This is a genomic window from Streptomyces sp. NPDC001137 (assembly GCF_040298885.1).
GTDB lineage: Bacteria > Actinomycetota > Actinomycetes > Streptomycetales > Streptomycetaceae > Streptomyces.
The window spans coordinates 209,434-231,230 of record NZ_JBEPBA010000007.1 but is presented as its reverse complement, the minus strand read 5'-3'; the positions used below and the strand labels follow the sequence as shown (position 1 = coordinate 231,230).

Sequence of the window (21,797 nt, the reverse complement as noted above, 5' to 3'; positions counted from 1 at the left end):
CCGAAGATCGAGTTCGGGCCGTTAACCCCCGCGCAGTCGGGCAGACTCGAAGGAAGCCCGAAGCAAACCTCCCGGAAAGAGGGTGGATCGCGTGGACCGCTGCATCGTCCTGGTGGACGCCGGGTATCTGCTGGGGGCCGCCGCCAGTCTCCTTGCCGGGGAGCCCTCCCGCTCCCGCATCACCGTCGATCACGCCGCCCTCATCCAGGCCCTGCGTGAACGCGCCGAGTCCGACACGGAACGGCCCCTGCTGCGCATCTACTGGTTCGACGGCGCCCCCGACCGCGTCCCGCAGCCCGAGCACCGCAGGCTGCGCGTGATGCCCCGGGTCACCGTCCGGCTCGGCGCCCTGACCCGCAGCGACGGACGCTGGGCGCAGAAGGGCGTCGACGCCGCCATGCACGCCGAGCTCACCGAGCTGGCCCGCAACCGCGCCTGCTCCGACATCGTCCTCGTCACCGGCGACGGCGATCTGCTGCCGGGCATGATGGCCGCCAAGGAGCACGGCGTCGCCGTACACCTGTGGGCCGTGCAGGCCGCCGACGGGGACTACAACCAGTCCGAGGACCTGGTCGCCGAGGCCGACGAGCGGCGCGTCCTCGACCGTACGTGGATCACCAAGGCCGTACGGGCCAAGGAGCTCGGCGGGATCTGCGCACCGCCGCCCGTGCCGCGGCCCGAGATCGCCGCGATCCTCTCCGCGCCGCTGCCTGAGTCCGCGCTCACCGCGGCCGAGCGGAGCGCCGAGGACGGCGAGCACGCGCCCGCGGCGGCCCGCTCGGAGAACGGCACGCAGGAGCGGGTGCCCGCGCCCAAGGGCGTACCCACCCCGAAGGACCTGGCCGCGCTGCGCGCCCCCGGGGTGCAGCCCGACCGGCATCCCGCGAACGCGACCCTGCGCTGGTCCTCCGACAAGGGCTGGGTCGACCGGCCCCCCGCGGAGGCCCCCGAGGCCGCCTCGATGCCGACGCTGGCCCAGCTGACCACCGCGGAGCAGCGGTGGGCCGACCGTGAGGAGGACATCACCACGGTCGGCGGCGACCCGTACGAGGTCGGGCAGGTGTTCGCACGGCGGTGGATGGAGCGCCTGGGCGACCAGAGCCATCTGCAGAAACTGTCCGGGATGTACCCGCGCATCCCGCACCGCATCGACGGCGAGCTGCTGCGCTACGCCGCCCGGTTCGGACTGCTCGCCCACAAGGACGACCAGATCGACGAGCACGACCGGTATGCGATCCGGGCCGGGTTCTGGCGGGAGATCGACGTACGGACGGCGGCCGAGCACGCTCCCGCGGGTGAGTAGTCCCTCACCGGTGTTCTGACCGTGTTCCTCACAGGGTTCTTTACCGGCGGTTGTGCCGCTTTGGACCAACCCGAGAGCGGGCGGGGCCCGCGGACCCCGTACCCTCGTCCTTTGTGAGTACGCGCGCGGCACAGGCACTTCGGCACGGTGGGGACGTCGTGTGCGCGGTGCGCGGACTGACCAAGACCTATCCGGCCGTGCGGGGGCGGCGGGGTGCGCCGGGGACGCCCGCGGTGCGGGCCACCGACGATGTGCACCTCGACATCCGGCGCGGCGAGATCTTCGGTCTCCTCGGACCGAACGGTGCGGGCAAGTCCACCCTCGTACGGCAGCTCACCGGGCTGATGCGGCCCGACTCCGGGCGGGTCGAGATCCTCGGCCACGACATCGTGCGGCACCCCGAGCGGGCCGCCCGGATCCTCGCCTACCTGGGGCAGGAGTCCAGTGCCCTGGACGAACTGACCGTGTCCCTGGCCGCCGAGACGACCGGGCGGCTGCGCGGCCTCGAGGCCCGTCAGGCGCGCGCCGAGCGGGATGCCGTACTGGAGGAACTGGGGCTCACACCCCTTGCCGGGCGGCCGCTGAAGAAGCTGTCCGGCGGGCAGCGCCGGCTGGCGTGTCTTGCCGCCGCGCTGGTCGGGGAGCGGCCGCTGCTGGTGCTCGACGAGCCCACCACCGGGATGGATCCGGTGGCCCGGCGGGCCGTGTGGGCGGCCGTGGACCGGCGGCGGGCCGAGCGCGGGACGACGGTTCTGCTGGTCACCCACAACGTCATCGAGGCGGAAACGGTTCTCGACCGCGTCGCCGTCCTCGACCGGGGGCGGGTGATCGCCTGCGACACCCCCGCCGGGCTCAAGGAGCAGGTCGCCGGGGAGGTCCGGGTCGAGCTGGTGTGGCGCGAGAGCGCACCGCTGCATGTGCCCGAGGTCGCCGCGCTGCGTGAGCGGGCCGCCGAGTCCGGGCGCCGCTGGACGCTCAGGCTCGCCCCCGAGGAGGCCCGCGCGATCGTCGCCACCGTCACCGGTGGCAGTGCCTTCGCCGCGCTCGACGACTTCACGCTGGCCACGCCCAGCCTGGAGGACGTGTACCTGGCGCTGGGAGGCGCCGCGCAGCAGGGGCTGGTGAAGGCATGAGCCTTGTCGTCGGTGTGAGTGCACGGGCCGCCGCGGCCGTATGGTCCCTACGAGCGATCGGCTCGGTGGGCCCAGTGGGCCCGAGTGAGAAGGGGAGCAGCGCGTCGTGAGTGTCGTACCCGCCGGTGTCCTGCCGGGCGGTGCCCTGGCCGTGGAGGAGGACGGCCGCGACGCGGCCGAACTCGGGCCGCGGGCGCGGATGTGGCCGGCCCTCGTCGCCGTGTACCGGGCGCAGCTCTCGCGTGCGCGGGTGGCCCGGATCCCGCTGCTGTTCGTCGCGACCTTCCAGTCGATCGGGATCATGATCCTGATGCGGGGCGTCGTGGACGGCGGTGGCGAGGCCGAGTCGGTGGTCGCAGGGGCCTCGGTGCTCGTGGTGGCGTTCGTCGCGCTGAACCTGCTCGCGCAGTACTTCGGGCAGCTGCGGGCGAGCGGCGGGCTCGACCACTACGCGACGCTGCCGGTGCCGCCGGCCGCCGTGGTACTGGGGGCGGCCGGGGCGTACGCCTCCTTCACCGTGCCGGGGACCGTGGTCACGGCGGTGTTCGGGTGCGTGCTGTTCGGGCTGCCGCTGACGCATCTGTGGGTGCTCGCCGCGGTGATCCCGCTGGCGGGGGCGGCCCTGGCCGGACTGGGCGCGGCGCTGGGGCTGCTCGCGCCGCGGCCGGAACTGGCCACGCTGCTCGGCCAGTTGGGCATGTCCGCGGCGCTGCTGCTCGGTGTGCTGCCGGCGGACCGGATGCCCGAGGTCGTGCGGTTCGCGCGGGATCTGCTGCCGTCGACGTACGGCGTCGAGGCCTTCGCGCGGACCTTCGGGGCGCATCCCGACTGGGCCTTCGTGGCCGGGGACCTCGCCGTGTGCGCCGGGGTGGGCGTGGTCTCGCTGGCCGTCGCCACCTGGGCGTACCGTCGGGCGGCCGTCCGGTGACGCGCCGCACAGACGGGCCTGGCACGATGGCAGGGTGACCGCACCGTTGACTCCGCCTCCGCCGCCGCATGAACAGTCCTCGCAGAATGCGTGGCAGCCCCCGGCTGCCGGGTACGTGGCCCCTGTGGCGCTTGATGCCACATGGGACGGCACGTACGGACAGGACGGGCCCGGAATGAAGACCGAAGTGCGGGAAGCCGCCGTGATCACGGTGGCGGTGACGGTCGCGGGCGTGCTGCTCGGGGTGCTGTGGTGGTGGCTGGCCCCGCATGTGCCGCTCGTCGGTGACGTGGTCGACAAGAGCTGGGTCGTCTATCTCTCCGACAGCGAGGGAGAGCAGGCGATCGGCGTGGACGGAACGTTCACGCTGCTTGCGGTGGCCTTCGGTGCGGTGAGTGCGCTCGGGGTCTTCTTCTGGCGGCGGCGTGGGGGTGTGCCCCTGGCGGTGGCGCTGGGGGTCGGAGGGCTGCTTGCGTCGTTCCTGGCCTGGAAGCTGGGGGTGTGGCTGGGGCCGACCAAGGATGTGATCGCCCATGCGAAGGCTGTGGGCAAGGGGGTTACGTTCTCTGCGCCGCTGAAGCTGGGGGCGAAGGGGGCGTTGCTTGCGTGGTCGTTGGCCGCGCTGGTGGTGCACCTCGGGTTGACGGCGTTGTTCGGGCCTCGGGACCCGGAGCCGCCGTATCTCGAGCCGGGGGCTGTTCCCAAGGATCCTTACGGGGCGTAGGGGCTGGGGGCGCTGCGCCCCCAGCCCTCCGCTTTCGGCCTGAACGGCCTCGTCCTCGAACGCCGGACGGGCTTAGGGTGCTGACCGGCGCTTGAGGACGTAGAGCTGTCCTACGCGGGGCGGTGGCCGTGGTTGGAGCGGCCTTTCTTCAGGCGCCACTTGCGTTTGCGGGTTTTCTTCGACATGTCCCTCGTACTTAGCCGAAGGCGGGACAGCCGTCGAGGGGTCATGCACGGCCGATGGGGGCCACCACCGCTTCCGTCAGCTTGGTCAGGTCCTCGGGGGAGAGTTCCACCTCCAGGCCGCGGCGGCCCGCCGAGATGCAGATCGTGGCGTGGGCCGCGGCCGAGGCGTCCAGGACGGTGGGGAGTTTCCTGCGCTGGCCCAGGGGGGAGATGCCGCCGCGGACGTAGCCCGTGGTGCGTTCGGCGAGCGCGGGGTCCGCCATGGCGGCCCGCTTTCCGCCGACCGCCGAGGCCAGGGCCTTGAGGTCCAGCTGGCCGGCAACGGGCACCACGGCCACCGTCAGGGCGCCGTCCACGTCCGCGACCAGGGTCTTGAAGACGCGCTCCGGGGACACGCCCATCGCCTCCGCCGCCTCCTCGCCGTAGGAGGGGTGGGACGGGTCGTGGTCGTAGGAGTGGACCGTGTACGGCACCCCGGCGGACGTCAGGGCGACCGTCGCGGGGGTGCCACCCTGCTGCTGGTTCTTCTTCGGCTTCTTTGCCATCCCGGCCTTCGCGGTGACTGATGCGGTGACTTCAGTTGAGGCTTGTGCGGCCGCGCGTCAGGTCCGACGCCGGCAATGACGGCAGGCTACGGATGATCGCGGTCTCGGAGCGAAGGAGTTTCAGCTCGTCGCGCAGCCGGGACGCGGTGTCCGGGGCCTGGAGCAGGCGCTGCTTGGTCGGGGTGTCCAGCATCATCGCCGCCGCCACCAGGTAGGAGACCACGGACGGTTCGTCCGGGAGGTCGGCGCCGGTCGTCAGGGACCGCTCGCGCGCGCCCGCCAGGCGTTTCTGGTACTGGCGGAATGCCCGCAGCACGCCTTCGGCCAGCGCCCCCGCCTCCTCGCCCGGTTCCTCGGGGAGCTCTTCCAGGTCCGCCGTCAGAAAAGGGCCCGACGCGTCCACGGATACCAGGCGGACCCGGGTCGTACCCGTCGCCAGGACCTCGAAGGTGCCGTCCTCGCGTTCACGGATGGTCGCCGCGTCCGCGACGCAGCCCGTCGAGTGGAACGACTTCGCCGGGTCGGCGCCGAAGCCGGCCGCGGGCCCGAGGTCGGGCAGGGCCGTGGGGTCCGGCATGCCGGGGGCGCTCGGCGCCACCTCGTGGCCGTCGCGGATCGCCACGACGGCGAACCGGCGCGGTTCGTCCTCGGGTGTCTTGAGCAGGTCGCGCATCATGGCGCGATAGCGCTCCTCGAAGACGTTCAGGGGCAGTACCAGCCCCGGGAACAGCACCGAGTTCAGAGGGAAGAGCGGGAGACGGACGGTGGTCACGACGCAAGAGCCTAGTGGTCGGCGGAGCGGGCGCGTCCGGCGCGCCCACTCCGTGGATGCCGGGGCGGGGGCATGAGGCCCGTCGTGCGGGCGAGGATCTCGCCGCGCACCTTCAGGAAGAGCGCCAGCGGGTCGTCCGACAACCGGCCCCACGGGAAGGACGTGGCGTACGGGCCGATCCGGTGGAGTTCGGTGAGCGCCTCCTGCCAGCGGTCCAGGCGTACGAGGACGAACATCAGCTTGTTGCGGATCTCGGCCGGCCACGGGTCGGCCGCCGGGAAGCGGGCGGAGAACGCGATCGCCCGGTCGGCCGCCGCGTCCAGCCGTGCACGCGGCACCTCGGCGCCCACCCCGTCCGTCAGACAGGCGAAGGCCGCCCGCGACGGCAGCGCCTGGATCAGGGAATCGGCCGGGGCGTCCTGCGCCGCCAGGTCCGCGAAGTCGAAGCACTCGCGGTGGGAGCCCTGCCAGGACGCGGCCAGATAGCGCAGGGCCGCCACATGGCAGCCGTAGTGGTGCGGGGCCCGGCGCAGTGCCGCCTCCCACAGCTCGCCGAAGTACTTGGGGCCCGCGCCGGTGCCGCGCGCATGGTCCAGCGCGAGCCGCCAGGGCACGGGGTCGTGGTCGTCGCCGCGCGCGGCAGCCGTGATCAGGGGGCTGACCTCACGCAGCAGCTCCGCGCGTGCCGGGGAGCGCCAGGCGTCGTCCACCGCGAGCTGGGCCTTGAGCAACAGCACGTCCGGGTCGTGCGGGGTGGCGCCGGACCACGCCCCCAGCCAGTCCGGGCGGGCGTGCGCGAAGGCCGCGAGACGTCTCGTGTACCGGTCACGGGTCTCCCAGTCGCCGCGCGTGCGTGTGTCGGCGAGCAGCGCGGAGGCGGGGCCGTGTTCGCCGCCCGCCGCCGCGACCAGCGCGGAGCCGAGGCGGTCGTCGGGCACGTCGAGCAGCACCTCGTCGTCGGCGGGGAGTCCGGCGGCGGGGAGGTCGTCGGCGGGGAGTCCGACGGCGGGGCGCGCAGCGGTCCGGGAGGTCCGGGCCGCGCGGCTGAACGGATGCAGCAGAGCCATGGTGTCGACCATTGAAAGGCCGCTGGTGAACCCGGCGCCAGAGCGCACGGACAAGTCGTGGAAAGTTGTACGCGGATCGGTCAAGCGCAGGTAAAGGGTGGCTGTTCGACAATTGTGGGGTTGTTGTGTGCGAAACCCGGGTGTTCCCAGGACTTCAGTTCCGTCTCAGCAGCCGCGTCGCCCCCGCCGCCACCGTCGTCGCCAGGATCCAGCCGAGCAGGATCATCGCCGCCGCCAGCCACTGCCAGCCGCCGCTCAGCTGCCAGACACCGACCTGGCCCAGGTCGATGACGGGGAGCAGCAGGTCCAGCGCGAACAGGGCCGGGTTCCACGGCGGGTGGGCCCCCGGCTGCAGCGGTGGATGGCTCGCATGCGCGAAGGCCAGCGAGCCCGCCGCCCACAGCACCGCCATCCATACGGCGGCCCGGCCCGGCCGGTACCCGTAGGCCACCGTCCAGTCCTGCGCGTACCCCCACAGCTTCGCGGCGATCGGCAGGCTCTCGCGGCGCCGGCGCTGCTTGGCGAGGAGCACCTCGCGCGCGTCCTCGTCCTCGCCGCCCGCCCGCAGCACGGAGGCGAGCCGCTCGTACGGCTCCGGGTTGTACTCGGCGGTCGCGGCCGTCACCCAGTCCAGCCGCTCGGTCAGCGGGAAAGGGCCCTGCGGCACCAGGTTCTCGTACTGGAATCCGCCCATGTGCAGATTGCCGGGACCGGGCCAGGCGGTCGCCCGGTCGACCAGGTTGACCACCCGCGCGCCCGACAGCACGACCTTGCCGCGCTGCGGCCGCTCCCCGAGGAAGCGCAGCTCGGGGGTCTGCACCCGGCGCAGGGACAGCTCCTGGTCGTCGGTGAAGGTGAACCGGGCCCGCTCCAGGTCGACCGCGTCCTCGAAACGCCCGTCGTCCAGGCGCACCCCGCCCTGGCACTCGAAACGCTGGATCCGCGTCCCGCGCGCGGGCGTCGCACCGCTCAGCATGGAGGCGCCGACACCCGCGGGCGTCAGATACAGCGTGCGTCCGACGCTCAGCTGGGGCGCGTTCAGCGCGAGCCTGCCGTACGCGTTGGCCAGCCGGGCGCCGCGCAGGCTCAGCGACACACCGATCTTCGCGCTGCGCAGGCTCAGCTCGCCGTGCGACTCCAGCAGCTCGGCCTGCAGGTCCTGGCCGACCATCATGCCGTCGCCGGCGATCGAACGGCCGCTGCGGTCGCGGTGGACGATCGCCTGGTTGAGCATCAGATCCGTACCGATGTGCGCGTCGGTCAGCCGGATGCCGTTGAGGAAGCGGCAGCGCGGGAGGTGCAGATCGCCCTCCGTGTGCACCCGGGCGGCCTCCAGGCGGGGCACCGAGCAGTCCACCATCCGCATGGTCGTGAAGTGGGCCTCCGGCAGCAGCACGTCCCGCTCGAAGCGGCAGCCGCGCATCTCGACGTACGGCACCACCACGCCGCCCGCGAGGTCCAGGGAGCCGCTGATCTGCACCCCGCGCAGCTTCAGCGAGGACACCCGGCCCGCGAGCGCGGGCGGGCCGTCGAGCAGCAGCCAGCACACGATCCGCGCCCGCACGGTCCGCTCGGGCCCCCAGGGGTGCCCGCCGTGCGGATCGTCGGCCACGGTGTCCCCGCTGCTCAGGTCGTACACACTACCGTTGCGGAAGGCCTGCCACATGCCGGCCTCGGCGGCGGTCAGATCGTCCGGCAGGTCTCCGGCGCGAAAGCCGGCCCCTTCGGTCACTGCGCTTCCATCCCCCTGGTCCCTCGTAGCGGGCGCACAACCGTTCATGCCCGCTGTGTGACGCCCCGAACGCTAGACGTGAAGGCGATCTTCCGGGTTCCGCCGGGGTCCTGTATCAGCCATTGGAACGCGCGAACGGCGCCAGACCTCGGTCTGAGAGAATTGAGCCCGTGATCTCCCGAATCGATCTGCGCGGCGACGCCCTCCCCGAGGGCCCCGCCCTGCGCGACCTGCTGCCCCGAGCCGACTTCGACGTTCAGGCCGCCCTGGAGAAGGTGCGTCCGATCTGCGAAGCCGTGCATCATCGGGGCGACGCGGCGCTGATCGACTTCGCCGAGAAGTTCGACGGGGTCAGGCTGGAGCAGGTCCGGGTGCCCGCCGAGGCGCTCACGCGCGCGTTGGAGGAGCTCGACCCGGCGGTCCGTGCGGCCCTGGAGGAGTCCATCCGGCGCGCCCGTCTCGTCCACCGCGAGCAGCGCCGTACGACCCACACGACCCAGGTCGTGCCGGGCGGCTCGGTCACCGAGAAGTGGGTGCCCGTGGAGCGCGTCGGGCTGTACGCGCCCGGTGGCCGCTCCGTCTACCCGTCCTCCGTGGTCATGAACGTCGTCCCGGCGCAGGAGGCCGGCGTCGAGTCCATCGCCCTCGCCTCGCCCGCCCAGGCGGAGTTCGGGGGCCTTCCGCACCCGACGATCCTCGCCGCCTGCGCGCTGCTCGGCGTCGACGAGGTGTACGCGGCCGGTGGCGCGACCGCCGTCGCGATGTTCGCGCACGGCACCGAGTCCTGCGCGCCCGCCAACATGGTCACCGGGCCCGGCAACATCTGGGTCGCCGCCGCCAAGCGCTACTTCACCGGCAAGATCGGCATCGACGCCGAGGCCGGCCCCACCGAGATCGCGGTCCTCGCGGACGAGACGGCCGACCCGGTGCACGTCGCCGCCGACCTGATCAGCCAGGCCGAGCACGACCCGCTGGCCGCCGCCGTCCTGGTCACCGACTCCGTGGCACTCGCCGACGCGGTCGAGAAGGAGCTGGAGCCGCAGGTCGCGGCCACCAGGCACATCGAGGACCGGATCGTGCCTGCCTTGCAGGGCCGGCAGTCCGCGATCGTCCTCGTCGACGGCATCGACGAGGGCCTCAGGGTCGTCGACGCCTACGGCGCCGAGCACCTGGAGATCCAGACGGCGGACGCGGCCGCCGTGGCCGACCGGGTGAAGAACGCCGGCGCGATCTTCATCGGCCCCTGGGCGCCGGTCTCCCTCGGAGACTACGCGGCCGGCTCCAACCACGTGCTCCCCACCGGCGGTTGCGCCTGCCACTCCTCGGGCCTGTCGGTCCAGTCCTTCCTGCGCGGCATTCACATCGTCGACTACACGAAGGACGCGCTGGCCGAGGTCGCGCACCACGTGGTCACGCTGGCGGAGGCGGAGGACCTGCCCGCGCACGGCGCGGCGATCAAGGCGAGGTTCGGGTGGAAGGTACCGGCGAGCAAGTGAACTTCGGAATCGACGATCTCCCCGTACGGGACGAGCTGCGCGGCAAGTCCCCTTACGGCGCGCCCCAGTTGGACGTCCCCGTACGGCTGAACACCAACGAGAACCCCTACCCGCTGCCCGAGCCGCTGGTCGAGCGCATCGCGGAGCGCGTCCGCGAGGCCGCCCGTGACCTCAACCGCTACCCGGACCGCGACGCCGTCGAGCTGCGCACCCAGCTCGCCAAGTACCTTACGGACACCTCCGGCCACCAGGTCGGGCTCGCGAACGTCTGGGCCGCAAACGGCTCCAACGAGGTCATCCAGCAGCTGCTGCAGACCTTCGGCGGACCGGGCCGTACCGCGATCGGCTTCGAGCCGTCGTACTCGATGCACGCGCTGATCTCGCGCGGCACCGGCACCGGCTGGATCTCCGGGCCGCGCAACGAGGACTTCACGATCGACCTCGCCGCCGCCGAGCAGGCGATCGCCGAGCACCGGCCGGACGTCGTCTTCATCACCACCCCCAACAACCCCACGGGCAACGCGGTTCCGCGGGAGACGGTCCTCGCGCTGTACGAGGCCGCGCAGGCGGCGAAGCCGTCCGTGGTGATCGTGGACGAGGCGTACATCGAGTTCAGCCACGGCGACTCGCTGCTGCCGCTGATCGAAGGCCGGCCGAATCTCGTCGTCTCGCGGACGATGTCGAAGGCCTTCGGCGCGGCCGGTCTGCGCCTCGGCTATCTCGCCGCACACCCGGCCGTCGTCGACGCCGTCCAGCTGGTACGGCTGCCGTACCACCTCTCGGCGGTCACCCAGGCGACCGCGCTGGCCGCCCTGGAGCACACCGACACGCTGCTGAAGTACGTCGAGCAGCTGAAGTCGGAGCGGGACCGGCTGGTGAGCGAGCTGCGCGCGCTCGGCTTCGACGTCGTCGAGTCCGATGCGAACTTCGTGCAGTTCGGGCGGTTCGAGGACTCCCACACCGCCTGGCAGAAGATCCTCGACCGGGGTGTGCTGGTACGGGACAACGGCATCCCGGGGTGGCTGCGGGTGTCCGCCGGAACCCCCAAGGAGAACGACGCGTTCCTGGACGCGGTACGTGAACTGAAGAAGGAGCGCAGCGCATGACTCGCGACGGTCGCGTGGGAAGAGTAGAGAGGGTCACCAAGGAGACCTCGGTGCTCGTCGAGATAGACCTCGACGGCAGCGGCAAGGTCGATGTGTCGACAGGGGTCGGCTTCTACGACCACATGCTCGACCAGCTCGGCCGGCACGGTCTGTTCGACCTGACCGTGAAGACCGAGGGCGACCTGCACATCGACTCCCACCACACCATCGAGGACACCGCCCTCGCGCTCGGCGCCGCCTTCAAGCAGGCGCTCGGCGACAAGGTGGGGATCTACCGGTTCGGCAACTGCACGGTGCCCCTGGACGAGTCCCTTGCCCAGGTGACCGTCGACCTGTCCGGCCGCCCGTACCTCGTGCACACCGAGCCCGAGAACATGGCGCCGATGATCGGCGAGTACGACACCACGATGACCCGGCACATCCTGGAGTCCTTCGTCGCCCAGGCCCAGATCGCGCTGCACGTGCACGTGCCGTACGGGCGCAACGCGCACCACATCGTGGAGTGCCAGTTCAAGGCGCTCGCGCGGGCCCTGCGCTACGCCTCGGAGCGCGACCCGCGCGCGGCCGGCATCCTTCCGTCCACGAAGGGCGCGCTGTGAACGGCCTCTCCACGGTCCTGATCGTCGTCGGCCTCTTCCTGGTCGGCGGCATCATCTCCTTCGTCAAGCAGCAGATGCCGAAGAGCCTGATAGTGCTGCTGTCGGTCAGCGCCGCGATGTGTCTGGTCGCGGGTGTCCTGAGGCTGGAGGTGTGGAATTGAGCAGCTCCAAGAAAGTCGTGGTCTTCGACTACGGCTTCGGGAACGTCCGCTCCGCCGAGCGCGCTCTCGCGCGCACCGGAGCGGACGTCGAGATCACGCGTGACTTCGACAAGGCCATGAACGCGGACGGCCTGCTGGTGCCGGGCGTCGGCGCCTTCGCCGCCTGTATGCAGGGCCTGAAGGAGGCGCGCGGCGACTGGATCGTCGACCGGCGGCTGTCCGGCGGCCGTCCGGTCATGGGCATCTGCGTCGGCATGCAGATCCTGTTCGCGCGGGGCATCGAGCACGGCGTGGAGACCGAGGGCCTCGACGAGTGGCCCGGCTCGGTCGAGCCCCTGCAGGCCGAGATCGTGCCCCACATGGGCTGGAACACCGTCGAGGCACCGGCCGACTCCGAGCTCTTCGCCGGCCTGGACGCCGACGCGCGCTTCTACTTCGTGCACTCCTACGCCGTCCACGACTGGGCGCTGGAGACGCACAACCCGACGATGCTCGCCCCCAAGGTGACCTGGTCGACGCACGGCAAGCCCTTCGTGGCGGCCGTCGAGAACGGCGCCCTGTGGGCCACCCAGTTCCACCCCGAGAAGTCCGGCGACGCCGGAGCCCAGCTCCTCACCAACTGGATCGGAACACTGTGAGCAAGCTCGAACTCCTCCCCGCCGTCGACGTCCGCGACGGCCAGGCCGTACGCCTCGTGCACGGCGAGTCCGGCACGGAGACCTCGTACGGCTCCCCGCTGGAGGCCGCCCTCGCCTGGCAGCGGTCGGGCGCCGAGTGGCTGCACCTGGTCGACCTGGACGCCGCGTTCGGCACCGGCGACAACCGCGAGCTGATCGCAGAGGTCGCGAAGGCGATGGACATCAAGGTGGAGCTGTCCGGCGGCATCCGCGACGACGCCTCGCTGGCCGCCGCCCTGGCCACCGGATGCACCCGGGTGAATCTCGGCACGGCCGCGCTGGAGACCCCGGAGTGGGTCGCCAAGGTCATCGCCGAACACGGCGACAAGATCGCGGTGGGTCTGGACGTACGCGGCACGACGCTGCGCGGCCGCGGCTGGACCCGCGACGGCGGCGACCTCTACGAGACGCTGGAGCGCCTCAACAAGGAGGGCTGCGCGCGGTACGTGGTGACGGACATCGCCAAGGACGGCACCCTCCAGGGCCCCAACCTGGAGCTGCTGAGGAACGTCTGCGCGGCCACCGACCGCCCGGTCGTGGCGTCCGGCGGCGTGTCGTCCCTGGACGACCTCCGTGCCATCGCCGAACTGGTACCCCTCGGTGTCGAGGGCTCCATCGTCGGGAAGGCCCTGTACGCGAAGGCGTTCACCTTGGAAGAGGCCTTGGAGGCTGTGTCGTCATGACGTCCGAAGTCGTACGGCGTGTGCAGAGCGGAAGTCCCTGGGAAGAGTCCTTCGGTTTTGCACGCGCCGTCGCGGCGGGCGACCGTGTGCTGGTGGCGGGCACAACGTCCTTCAAGGGCAGCGTGCTGTACGGGGAGGGCGACCCCTACGAGCAGGCCAAGGTGGCCTTCACCGGCGCGATCGAGGCGATCGGTGAGCTCGGGCTGGGGGTCGAGTCCGTGATCCGTACGCGGATGTACCTGACCCACGCGCGGGACGTGGACGCCGTGGGCCGGGCCCACAAGGAACTGTTCGACACGGTCCGCCCGGTCTCGACCCTCCTCGTGGTGGAGGGTTTCGTGGACCCGCGCATCCTGGTCGAAGTGGAACTGGAAGCCTTCCGAGGCTAAAGGCATACAGAGGAGCCGTGGATTCATGACCCTGGCGGTCCGAGTCATCCCCTGCCTGGACGTGGACAACGGCCGGGTCGTCAAGGGCGTCAACTTCCAGAACCTGCGCGACGCGGGCGACCCCGTCGAGATGGCCAAGGTGTACGACGCCGAGGGCGCCGACGAGCTGACGTTCCTGGACATCACCGCGTCCTCGGGCAACCGCGAGACGACGTACGACGTGGTCCGCCGTACGGCCGAGCAGGTGTTCATACCGCTCACGGTCGGCGGCGGCGTCCGCACGGCCGAGGACGTGGACAAGCTGCTGCGGGCCGGTGCCGACAAGGTGGGCGTCAACACCGCCGCGATCGCCCGCCCGGACCTGATCCGCGAGATCGCGGAGCGCTTCGGCCGCCAGGTGCTGGTCCTGTCCGTGGACGCGCGCCGCACTCCCGAGGGCACCTTCGAGGTCACCACCCACGGCGGCCGTCGCGGCACCGGCATCGACGCCGTCGAGTGGGCGCACCGGGCCGCCGAGCTGGGCGCGGGCGAGATCCTGCTCAACTCGATGGACGCGGACGGCACGAAGGACGGCTACGACCTGGAGATGATCACGGCGGTCCGCAAGCACGTCACCGTCCCGGTGATCGCCTCGGGCGGCGCGGGCAGGCTGGCCGACTTCCCCCCGGCGATCGAGGCGGGCGCGGACGCCGTGCTGGCGGCGTCGGTGTTCCACTTCGGGGATCTGCGGATCGGTGAGGTGAAGCAGACGCTGAAGGAGGCGGGGCACCCGGTGAGGTGACGCCCCCGTAGAGGCGAGGTAAGCCCCGGTCACCAGGTGATCGGGGCTTACTCATGGATCGATACGAAAGGAAAGTTGCGCAAAATATGTTGTGCAATTTTTATTTCGTACCTAGCGTGAAGTCATGACAGACAGGGAGAGGGACCGACTCATCAAGGACGTGGGCACGCTCAAGGCGATCGCCCACCCGCTGCGGATGCAGCTGTACCGGGCCCTGACCATCGCCCGCACCGCGACCGCGTCCCAGCTCGCCGAACAGGTCGACGAGGCCGTCTCCCTGGTCAGCTACCACCTGCGCAAGCTGGCCGAGCACGGTCTGATCGAGGAGGCCGAGCCACAGAGCGCGGACGGCCGGGAGCGCTGGTGGCAGCCCGCCTCCGACGGCGTCAGCATCCGTGACGAGGACTTCCGCGACGGCCCCGAGAAGGCCGCCGCGCACACCGCCGCGAGCCGTCTCTTCTTCGAACAGCGCACGGACATGTACCGGCGCTACCTCGACGAGCGTGCCCACTGGAGCAACGCCTGGACCACGGCCTCCGAGTCGTCCGAGTGGCTGCTCAAGCTCACCCCGGCCGAACTCTCCGAGCTGGCCAAGGAGATGCACGCCCTCGTCCGCCGCTACGAGGAGCGCGGCCGGGCCGCCGACGCCGCGGGCGACACGGAGGACCGCGAGAACGTCGCGGTGCACACGTACGGCTTCCCCTTCCGCCTCTGAGAGGACGGTCCGTGTGACCACCACACCCACGAAGCTCGCCGCCCCCGCCGGCCCGGTCGACGCACCCGCCCACCGGGACCCCAACGTCCTGCGCTGGCTCGGCGCGTACGCCTCGTCGGCGATCGGCGACAACGTCTACTACATCGCCCTGTCCTGGGCCGCCGTCCAGTCCGGCACCCCGGCCCAGGCCGGTCTGGTCACCGCGGCCAGTGCCCTCCCGCGAGCCCTGCTGATGCTCGGCGGGGGCGTGGTCGCCGACCGCTACGGGCCGCGCCGGACCGTCCTGACAAGCACTGCGGCGCGCGCCGCCCTCGTGGTGACCGCGGCCGCCCTGCTGCTCGCCACCAGCCCCGGGCTGTGGGTGCTGGGCGGGGTCGCGCTGCTCTTCGGTGTCGTCGACGCCGTCTTCCTGCCCGCCGCAGGCGCGCTGCCCGCGCGGATCACCCGGCGCGACCAGCTCGCGCGCGTGCAGGGCATGCGCGGCCTCGTCACCCGGCTCGCCAACGTCCTGGGCGGACCGCTGGGCGGCCTCGGTGTCGCGGTCGGCGGTACGGCGGGTGCGTTCGGACTGGCCGCGCTGCTGGTCAGCGTCTCCCTGCCGCTGCTGCTGACCGTGCGGGTCGGTTCGCTGCCCCCCGACGACACGCAGGCCCGCAGCGGCGCCCTGGCCGAACTGCGGGACGGCCTGCGCCACATCCACCGCAACCCGGTGCTGCGCCCGCTGGTGCTCGCCGCGGCCCTGTTCGACCTCGGCTTCGTCGGCCCGATGAACCTCGGCCTGACCCTGCTCGCCCAGGAGCGCGGCTGGGGCTCCGCGGGCATGGGCTGGGTGCTCGCCGGGTTCGGCACCGGCGCGGGAGCAGCCTCGCTGCTGCTCACCTGGCGCGGAAGGGTGCCCAGGGCCGGGGCCGTGGCCGGCGTGGCGAACCTCCTGGGCGCCGTGGCCATCGGGACGCTCGCCCAGGTGACGTCCGTCGCCGCGGGGACCGGCGTGGCCCTGTGCATAGGGCTGCTCGCCGGGCTGGCCGGGGCCCTGTGCGGGGCGCTGGTGCAGGCCGCGGCGGGCCCGGCCTACGTCGGCCGGGTCACCGCCGCCTCCACGCTGGTCGGCTTCGGCGTCGCACCGCTCACCTTCCCCCTGGTCGGCTGGGCGGCCGACGTGTGGGGCATCAGGCCCGTCTTCGCGGTGGGTGCCGCGGTCTGCGCCCTGGGCAGCGTCGTCAGCCTCGGCACGGCCTCCCTGCGCCGCGCCGAACTGCCCCGCTGACCTCGGCTGCCAAGGTGCTTCAGATCCCCAGCTGCTTCGCCTCGTGCAGCTTCGCGATGGCGTCCTTGTCGCCGTCCAGTTCCACCTCGGCGGCGTTCTGGCGGCCGTAGGAGAAGAGCAGCAGCTCCGACGGCTCGCCGGTCACCGTGACCACGGGGGTGCCGCGGTGGGCGACCGCCGTCTGGCCGTCGGGACGGCGCAGTACCAGGCCCGTCGGGGCGCTGCGGCCCATCAGGCGGGCCGAGCGCTCCAGGCGGGACCACAGGGTGTCCTGGAAGACCTGGTCCAGCTCGCGCGGCGTCCAGTCCGGCTGTGCACGGCGGACGTCCTCCGTGTGGACGTAGAACTCGACGGTGTTCGACAGCTCGTCGACCTGCTTGAGCTGGAACGGCGAGAAGCGCGGCGGGCCGGTGCGGATGAGCTGGATCAGCTCCTCGTAGGGCTTGGCGGTGAACTCCGCCATCACCCGTTCCAGGCGCGGCGCGAGCTGCTTGATCAGCATGCCGCCTGCGGCATCGGGGCGGCGTTCGCGCACCACCACGTGCGCGGCGAGGTCACGGGTCCGCCAGCCCTCACAGAGGGTCGGGGCGTCCGGGCCCTCGGCCTCCAACAGGTCGGCCAGGAGAAGTCGTTCACGCTTGGCGAAAGTCGACATGCAGTCAGCCTACGACCACCCTTCGGGTCCGCACAGTGGACACCCTCCCGTCACTGTCAGTGGCGCGCGGCACAATGGCACCCATGACCAGCACGCCGCCCCCCAGCAGCCTCGACCCGGAGATCGCCGCGCGCCTCAAGCGCAGCGCCGACGGGCTCGTCCCCGCGATCGCCCAGCAGTACGACACCGGTGAGGTGCTCATGCTCGGCTGGATGGACGACGAGGCGCTGCACCGCACCCTGACCACCGGCCGCTGCACGTACTGGTCGCGCAGCCGCCAGGAGTACTGGGTGAAGGGCGACACCTCCGGCCACTTCCAGTGGGTCAGGTCGGTCGCCCTCGACTGCGACGCCGACACCGTGCTGGTCAAGGTCGACCAGGTCGGCGCCGCGTGCCACACCGGCGCCCGCACCTGCTTCGACGCCGACGTGCTCCTCAAGGACGGCGCCGGTTCCGGCGCACCGTCCACGGATCAGTAAGGTCTGCCGGCATGGACCTCGAGACCTTCCGCAAGCTGGCCACCGACCGGCGCGTCATCCCGGTCACGCGCAAGCTCCTCGCCGACGGCGACACGCCGGTCGCGCTCTACCGCAAGCTGGCCGCCGAGCGCCCCGGCACCTTCCTGCTGGAGTCCGCGGAGAACGGCCGCTCCTGGTCCCGTTACTCCTTCGTCGGCGTGCGGTCGGCAGCGACCCTGACGGCTCGTGACGGGCAGGCCCACTGGCGCGGCGCCCCGCCCGTCGGCGTCCCCGTGGACGGCGACCCCCTGGACGCCCTGCGCGCCACCATCGAGGCCCTGCACACCCCGCACCAGGAGGGCCTGCCGCCCTTCACCGGCGGCATGGTCGGCTATCTCGGCTACGACATCGTGCGCCGCCTGGAGAAGATCGGCCCGGGGGAGCGGGACGACCTCCAGCTGCCCGAGCTGACCATGCTCCTCACCAGCGACCTCGCCGTGATGGACCACTGGGAGGGCTCGGTCCTGCTAATCGCCAACGCGATCAACCACAACGACCTCGACACGGGCGTCGACGAGGCCTACGCGGACGCGGTCGCCCGCCTCGACGCCATGGAGGCCGACCTCTCGCGCGCGGTCGCCCAGCCGCCCGCCGTGCTCCCGCCCTCCGAGCTCCCCGAGTACACCGCCCTGTGGGGCGGCCCCGACTTCCAGGCGGCCGTCGAGGACATCAAGGAGCGCATCCGGGCCGGGGAGGCCTTCCAGGTCGTCCCCTCGCAGCGCTTCGAAACGCCGTGCACGGCAAGCGCCCTGGACGTCTACCGCGTGCTGCGGGCCACCAACCCCTCGCCGTACATGTACCTGTTCCGCTTCGACGGCTTCGACGTCGTCGGCTCGTCCCCCGAAGCCCTGGTCAAGGTCGAGGACGGGCATGCGATGGTCCACCCCATCGCCGGGACGCGGCACCGCGGGGCCACCCCGCAGGAGGACCAGGCCCTCGCCGACGAACTGCTCGCCGACCCCAAGGAGCGCGCGGAGCACCTCATGCTCGTCGACCTGGGGCGCAACGACCTCGGACGGGTCTGCGAACCGGGCTCGGTGGAGGTCGTCGACTTCATGTCCGTCGAGCGGTACTCGCACGTGATGCACATCGTCTCGACGGTCACCGGAAAGGTCGCCGAGGGCCGCACCGCCTTCGACGTCCTGACCGCCTGCTTCCCGGCCGGCACCCTCTCCGGCGCCCCCAAGCCCCGGGCGATGCAGATCATCGACGAACTCGAGCCGTCCCGGCGCGGGTTGTACGGCGGCTGCGTCGGCTACCTCGACTTCGCGGGCGACTCCGACACCGCCATCGCCATCCGCACGGCCCTGCTGCGGGGCGGCACGGCGTACGTCCAGGCGGGCGCCGGCATCGTCGCCGACTCCGACCCGGTCGCCGAGGACCAGGAGTGCCGCAACAAGGCCGCGGCCGTACTGCGGGCGGTCCACACGGCCAACCGGCTGGGCAAGTAGGACCCTTCCGGCGACAAGTGGGGTGCTTCTCACGTGAACCCCGGGTGACGGTTCGCCCGGGGTTCGGGCGATAGTGGAGTACGTGACTGCTGCTCCTCACCCCCGTTCCGAAGCCGACGGACCCGCACGGTCCGGTCGCCGGAGTCTCGCCCTTGCCCTGCTGTGCGGCGCGCTGGGCGCGGCCGTGGCGCTGCTGGCCACCCGTCAGCGCTGGTCGGAGGGGACCGCGACGGTGGCCGGCGGCGCCTTCCCCCTGACCGCCAAGGGCAGCGACGTCACGGGCGTACCCGCGGCGCTCGCCATAGTGGGCCTCGCCGCGCTCGTCGCCGTCTTCGCCGTCCGCAGGGCGGGCCGTCTGCTGGTCTCGGCCCTGCTCGCGCTCTCCGGCGCCGGCACCGTCGCCGCGGCCCTGCTGGGCGCCTCCGACAGCTCCGCGCTGGACGAGAAGGCCGCGCAGGCCGCGGGCGACACCTCGGCCACCGTGGCCGGCCTCTCCCACACCGCCTGGCCGTACGTCGCGGCCGTGGGCGGCGCCCTGCTCCTCGTCGCGGGCCTGCTCGCCCTGCGCTACGGCCGGAACTGGCCCGCGATGTCCGGCCGCTACGAACGCGACGGAGCCCCGAGGCCCCGCCGTACGGCAGCGGCGGTGGATCCCGACCGCCCCGAGGACCTGTGGAAGGCCCTCGACCGCGGCGAGGACCCGACCGGCGCGTAGCGCTCCGCGGCGGATCCGCATATCCGCCCCGCGCCCCTTGGGGGTGGCTGCCCTCTCCGGCGTCGACGCGCTGGGGGCGACCCCGCGAGCGTCCCGCACGCGCGCGTACGGGACAATGTCCGTGAGCGTCCGGCTCAGACACGTAAACATCAGCGAGGAGCAAGTCATGGCGGGCAGCAGCCACGGTCACACCCCGGCCGCCTGGACCGGTGTCACGATCGCCTTCATCGGTTTCTGCGTCTCGGGTGCCTTCATCGTGATGGCTCAGCCCGTGGGCTTCTGGGCCGGCATGGCGATCGTGGTCATCGGCGGCATCGTCGGCTGGATCATGAGCGCGATGGGCATGGGCCAGCCCAAGGACGCGCACCAGTCCTTCCAGGACGCGCTCGAGCAGAGCCAGGCCGCCGCGGGCGCGAAGAGCTGACTCACCCACGACTGCCGCCGAGGGGCGATCCGGCACCGGATCGCCCCTCACGCGTGCGTGGCGCCCACCCGGGGGGACAATGCGAGACGTGAACGCCGAGAGCCGGCCCGTGACGCCGTCCGACACCGAATCCACGGTGGCGGCGCGGCTCGCCGTCCCCGCCGGGGTACTGGCGGCCGTCGCCGGCGCCTTCGCGTACGTGGGAGCGGTCGACCCGTACCAGCCAGGGCACTACCCCGTCTGCCCCCTCTACCGGCTGACCGGCCTCTACTGCCCCGGCTGCGGGGGCCTGCGCAGCGCGCACTCCTTCATCCACGGGGACTTCCTCGCGGCACTCCAGGACAACGCCCTCGCGGTCGTCGGCTATCTGGGCTTCGCCGTGCTGTGGACCGTATGGGTGGTGCGCGCGGTGCGCGGCCGGCCGCTGCGTATCGAGCTCGGGGGCCGGCAGCTGTGGGTCCTGGGGACGTTGTCGCTGGTCTTCACGGTTGTCCGGAACCTGCCGTTCGGTGGCTGGCTACATCCTTGATCAAAGGGCGAATGTCCAGGTACTGGGACCGGCGTCAACCGGATGTGAGGCCTGCCCCTCCCTGCGGATACCATCGCAGTGACCATCTGTTTTTCCCCAGGGGTCAGCTTGGCTCAACAGCTTGAACAGTCAACCGTCTGGAAGGGGGCCGCTCGCGTGAGTGTGCTCGACGAGATCATCGACGGAGTCCGTGCCGACCTCGCGGAGCGGCAGGCGCGCGTCAGCCTCGACGAGCTCAAGGAGCGCGCGGCGAAGGCTCCCGCGGCCAAGGACGGCCTGGCCGCCCTGCGCGGCGACGGTGTGAAGGTCATCTGCGAGGTCAAGCGCTCCAGCCCCTCCAAGGGCGCCCTGGCCGCGATCGCCGACCCGGCCGGCCTCGCCGCGGACTACGAGGCGGGCGGCGCCGCCGTCATCTCCGTGCTGACCGAGCAGCGCCGCTTCGGCGGCTCGCTGGCCGACCTGGAGGCGGTCCGCGCCCGCGTGGACATCCCGGTCCTGCGCAAGGACTTCATCGTCACCTCGTACCAGCTGTGGGAGGCCCGCGCGTACGGCGCCGACCTCGCACTGCTGATCGTTGCCGCCCTCGACCAGCCGGCGCTGGAGTCGCTGATCGAGCGCGCGGTCTCCATCGGCCTCACCCCCCTGGTCGAGGTCCACGACGAGGACGAGGTCGAGCGCGCGGTGGACGCGGGTGCCAAGGTCATCGGCATCAACGCCCGCAACCTCAAGACCCTCGAGGTCGACCGCGGCACCTTCGAGCGCGTCGCCCCCGAGATCCCCGAGGGCATCGTCAAGATCGCCGAGTCCGGCGTCCGCGGCCCCCACGACCTCATCGCCTACGCCAACGCCGGCGCCGACGCGGTCCTGGTCGGCGAGTCCCTGGTCACCGGCAAGGACCCGAAGTCCGCGGTCTCGGACCTGGTGGCGGCGGGGGAGCACCCCGCACTGCGACACGGACGCAGCTGATCTTTCGATAGGCTTGCCCCGATGACGCTCACGACGACCACCACGGACAGGTACGCCCGCCTCGCGCGCGGCTGCCGCCCTCGTGGTTGCCGCGCCCCGGCACGGCGTGTGCACGGTCGTAGGGTGCGATACGTCATCGGAGACGAACCCGGGCAGGTGAACGGCCGTCGATGGCAGCGCGCCCTATAGGGGCGCGGGACTGTGCCCAATATGCGGCTCCGCCGCGTGGGCGCGACAAGCCACAGACGGCCGTCAGCCGTCGAACAACCCCCGCCC

The 21,797-nt window shown here is 72.0% G+C and carries 26 protein-coding genes; 21 read left to right on the top strand and 5 right to left on the bottom strand.

Features of this window, described 5'->3' with window-relative positions; translation table 11 throughout:
* Positions 1-91: 91 nt before the first annotated feature.
* The 4 genes from ABT254_RS16575 to ABT254_RS16560 all read left to right on the top strand — a co-directional run bounded on the left by ABT254_RS16575 (position 92) and on the right by ABT254_RS16560 (position 4,088).
* Positions 92-1,303 (top strand): NYN domain-containing protein, encoded by a 1,212-nt coding sequence (locus tag ABT254_RS16575; RefSeq protein WP_351469743.1) that lies wholly within the window; start codon positions 92-94, stop codon positions 1,301-1,303.
* 158 nt (positions 1,304-1,461) lie between these two features.
* A complete protein-coding gene (locus ABT254_RS16570; protein ID WP_351470169.1) occupies positions 1,462-2,436 on the top strand; it encodes an ABC transporter ATP-binding protein in 975 nt (324 codons plus the stop codon).
* Positions 2,437-2,542: 106 nt separating this feature from the next.
* Complete coding sequence (locus ABT254_RS16565; protein ID WP_351469740.1) at positions 2,543-3,364, top strand: ABC transporter permease; 822 nt, start codon at positions 2,543-2,545, stop codon at positions 3,362-3,364.
* Positions 3,365-3,398: 34 nt separating this feature from the next.
* On the top strand, positions 3,399-4,088 hold the full coding sequence (locus ABT254_RS16560) for an AAA family ATPase (RefSeq protein ID WP_351469737.1): 690 nt from the start codon (positions 3,399-3,401) through the stop codon (positions 4,086-4,088).
* A 226-nt stretch (positions 4,089-4,314) separates the two neighbouring features.
* Here ABT254_RS16560 and ybaK read toward each other — a convergent pair whose 3' ends face one another.
* The 4 genes from ybaK to ABT254_RS16540 form a co-directional block, all read right to left on the bottom strand.
* Complete coding sequence (gene ybaK / locus ABT254_RS16555) at positions 4,315-4,818, bottom strand: Cys-tRNA(Pro) deacylase (RefSeq protein ID WP_351469734.1); 504 nt, start codon at positions 4,816-4,818, stop codon at positions 4,315-4,317.
* A 31-nt stretch (positions 4,819-4,849) separates the two neighbouring features.
* The gene (locus ABT254_RS16550) at positions 4,850-5,590 is read right to left on the bottom strand and encodes an LON peptidase substrate-binding domain-containing protein (RefSeq protein ID WP_351469731.1); all 741 of its coding nucleotides are present in this window, start codon (positions 5,588-5,590) and stop codon (positions 4,850-4,852) included.
* Positions 5,591-5,601: 11 nt separating this feature from the next.
* Positions 5,602-6,669: a hypothetical protein gene (locus tag ABT254_RS16545; RefSeq protein WP_351470166.1), complete on the bottom strand. Its 1,068-nt coding sequence runs from the start codon at positions 6,667-6,669 to the stop codon at positions 5,602-5,604.
* Positions 6,670-6,811: 142 nt separating this feature from the next.
* Complete coding sequence (locus ABT254_RS16540) at positions 6,812-8,389, bottom strand: oxidoreductase (protein ID WP_351469728.1); 1,578 nt, start codon at positions 8,387-8,389, stop codon at positions 6,812-6,814.
* A 170-nt stretch (positions 8,390-8,559) separates the two neighbouring features.
* Here ABT254_RS16540 and hisD point away from each other — a divergent pair, with 170 nt between their 5' ends.
* From hisD to ABT254_RS16490, 10 genes are all read left to right on the top strand, one after another.
* Entirely contained in the window at positions 8,560-9,885 is a 1,326-nt protein-coding gene (hisD, locus tag ABT254_RS16535; RefSeq protein WP_351469725.1) for a histidinol dehydrogenase, read from the top strand.
* A complete protein-coding gene (locus ABT254_RS16530; RefSeq protein WP_351469722.1) occupies positions 9,882-10,991 on the top strand; it encodes a histidinol-phosphate transaminase in 1,110 nt (369 codons plus the stop codon). The genes hisD and ABT254_RS16530 overlap by 4 nt, the downstream gene beginning before the upstream one ends.
* Positions 10,988-11,590 carry an imidazoleglycerol-phosphate dehydratase HisB gene (gene hisB, locus ABT254_RS16525; protein WP_351469719.1) on the top strand — a complete coding sequence of 201 codons (603 nt, stop codon included), beginning with the start codon at positions 10,988-10,990 and terminating at the stop codon, positions 11,588-11,590. The genes ABT254_RS16530 and hisB overlap by 4 nt, the downstream gene beginning before the upstream one ends.
* Entirely contained in the window at positions 11,587-11,751 is a 165-nt protein-coding gene (locus ABT254_RS16520) for a CG2302 family histidine operon protein (protein WP_030932891.1), read from the top strand. The genes hisB and ABT254_RS16520 overlap by 4 nt, the downstream gene beginning before the upstream one ends.
* Entirely contained in the window at positions 11,748-12,389 is a 642-nt protein-coding gene (gene hisH, locus ABT254_RS16515) for an imidazole glycerol phosphate synthase subunit HisH (protein ID WP_351469716.1), read from the top strand. Before ABT254_RS16520 ends, hisH begins: the two co-directional genes overlap by 4 nt.
* Positions 12,386-13,111, top strand: a complete 726-nt coding sequence (gene priA, locus ABT254_RS16510; RefSeq protein ID WP_351469713.1) for a bifunctional 1-(5-phosphoribosyl)-5-((5-phosphoribosylamino)methylideneamino)imidazole-4-carboxamide isomerase/phosphoribosylanthranilate isomerase PriA — start codon at positions 12,386-12,388, stop codon at positions 13,109-13,111. Before hisH ends, priA begins: the two co-directional genes overlap by 4 nt.
* Positions 13,108-13,500, top strand: a complete 393-nt coding sequence (locus ABT254_RS16505; protein WP_351469710.1) for a RidA family protein — start codon at positions 13,108-13,110, stop codon at positions 13,498-13,500. Before priA ends, ABT254_RS16505 begins: the two co-directional genes overlap by 4 nt.
* Before the next feature lie 25 nt (positions 13,501-13,525).
* The gene (gene hisF, locus ABT254_RS16500; protein ID WP_351469707.1) at positions 13,526-14,281 is read left to right on the top strand and encodes an imidazole glycerol phosphate synthase subunit HisF; all 756 of its coding nucleotides are present in this window, start codon (positions 13,526-13,528) and stop codon (positions 14,279-14,281) included.
* 124 nt (positions 14,282-14,405) lie between these two features.
* Positions 14,406-14,996, top strand: coding sequence for an ArsR/SmtB family transcription factor (locus tag ABT254_RS16495; RefSeq protein ID WP_351469704.1), 591 nt, complete (start codon positions 14,406-14,408; stop codon positions 14,994-14,996).
* Positions 14,997-15,009: 13 nt separating this feature from the next.
* On the top strand, positions 15,010-16,263 hold the full coding sequence (locus ABT254_RS16490) for an MFS transporter (protein ID WP_351469701.1): 1,254 nt from the start codon (positions 15,010-15,012) through the stop codon (positions 16,261-16,263).
* Positions 16,264-16,282: 19 nt separating this feature from the next.
* Here ABT254_RS16490 and ABT254_RS16485 read toward each other — a convergent pair whose 3' ends face one another.
* Positions 16,283-16,918, bottom strand: a complete 636-nt coding sequence (locus ABT254_RS16485) for a TIGR03085 family metal-binding protein (RefSeq protein ID WP_351469699.1) — start codon at positions 16,916-16,918, stop codon at positions 16,283-16,285.
* Between the two features lie 83 nt (positions 16,919-17,001).
* On the opposite strand from ABT254_RS16485, the gene hisI reads away from it, so the two are divergent.
* From hisI to trpM, 7 genes are all read left to right on the top strand, one after another.
* A complete protein-coding gene (gene hisI / locus ABT254_RS16480; RefSeq protein ID WP_351469696.1) occupies positions 17,002-17,397 on the top strand; it encodes a phosphoribosyl-AMP cyclohydrolase in 396 nt (131 codons plus the stop codon).
* Positions 17,398-17,408: 11 nt separating this feature from the next.
* Positions 17,409-18,887 carry an anthranilate synthase component I gene (locus tag ABT254_RS16475; protein ID WP_351469693.1) on the top strand — a complete coding sequence of 493 codons (1,479 nt, stop codon included), beginning with the start codon at positions 17,409-17,411 and terminating at the stop codon, positions 18,885-18,887.
* A gap of 73 nt (positions 18,888-18,960) precedes the next feature.
* Positions 18,961-19,602, top strand: coding sequence for a TIGR02234 family membrane protein (locus ABT254_RS16470; protein WP_351469690.1), 642 nt, complete (start codon positions 18,961-18,963; stop codon positions 19,600-19,602).
* A 166-nt stretch (positions 19,603-19,768) separates the two neighbouring features.
* A complete protein-coding gene (locus tag ABT254_RS16465) occupies positions 19,769-20,026 on the top strand; it encodes an HGxxPAAW family protein (protein ID WP_351469688.1) in 258 nt (85 codons plus the stop codon).
* Positions 20,027-20,105: 79 nt separating this feature from the next.
* Positions 20,106-20,555 carry a DUF2752 domain-containing protein gene (locus tag ABT254_RS16460; RefSeq protein ID WP_351469685.1) on the top strand — a complete coding sequence of 150 codons (450 nt, stop codon included), beginning with the start codon at positions 20,106-20,108 and terminating at the stop codon, positions 20,553-20,555.
* A gap of 156 nt (positions 20,556-20,711) precedes the next feature.
* Entirely contained in the window at positions 20,712-21,521 is an 810-nt protein-coding gene (gene trpC, locus ABT254_RS16455) for an indole-3-glycerol phosphate synthase TrpC (protein WP_351469682.1), read from the top strand.
* A 21-nt stretch (positions 21,522-21,542) separates the two neighbouring features.
* Positions 21,543-21,710, top strand: coding sequence for a tryptophan biosynthesis modulator TrpM (gene trpM, locus ABT254_RS46535; RefSeq protein ID WP_164932276.1), 168 nt, complete (start codon positions 21,543-21,545; stop codon positions 21,708-21,710).
* Positions 21,711-21,797: the final 87 nt, after the last annotated feature.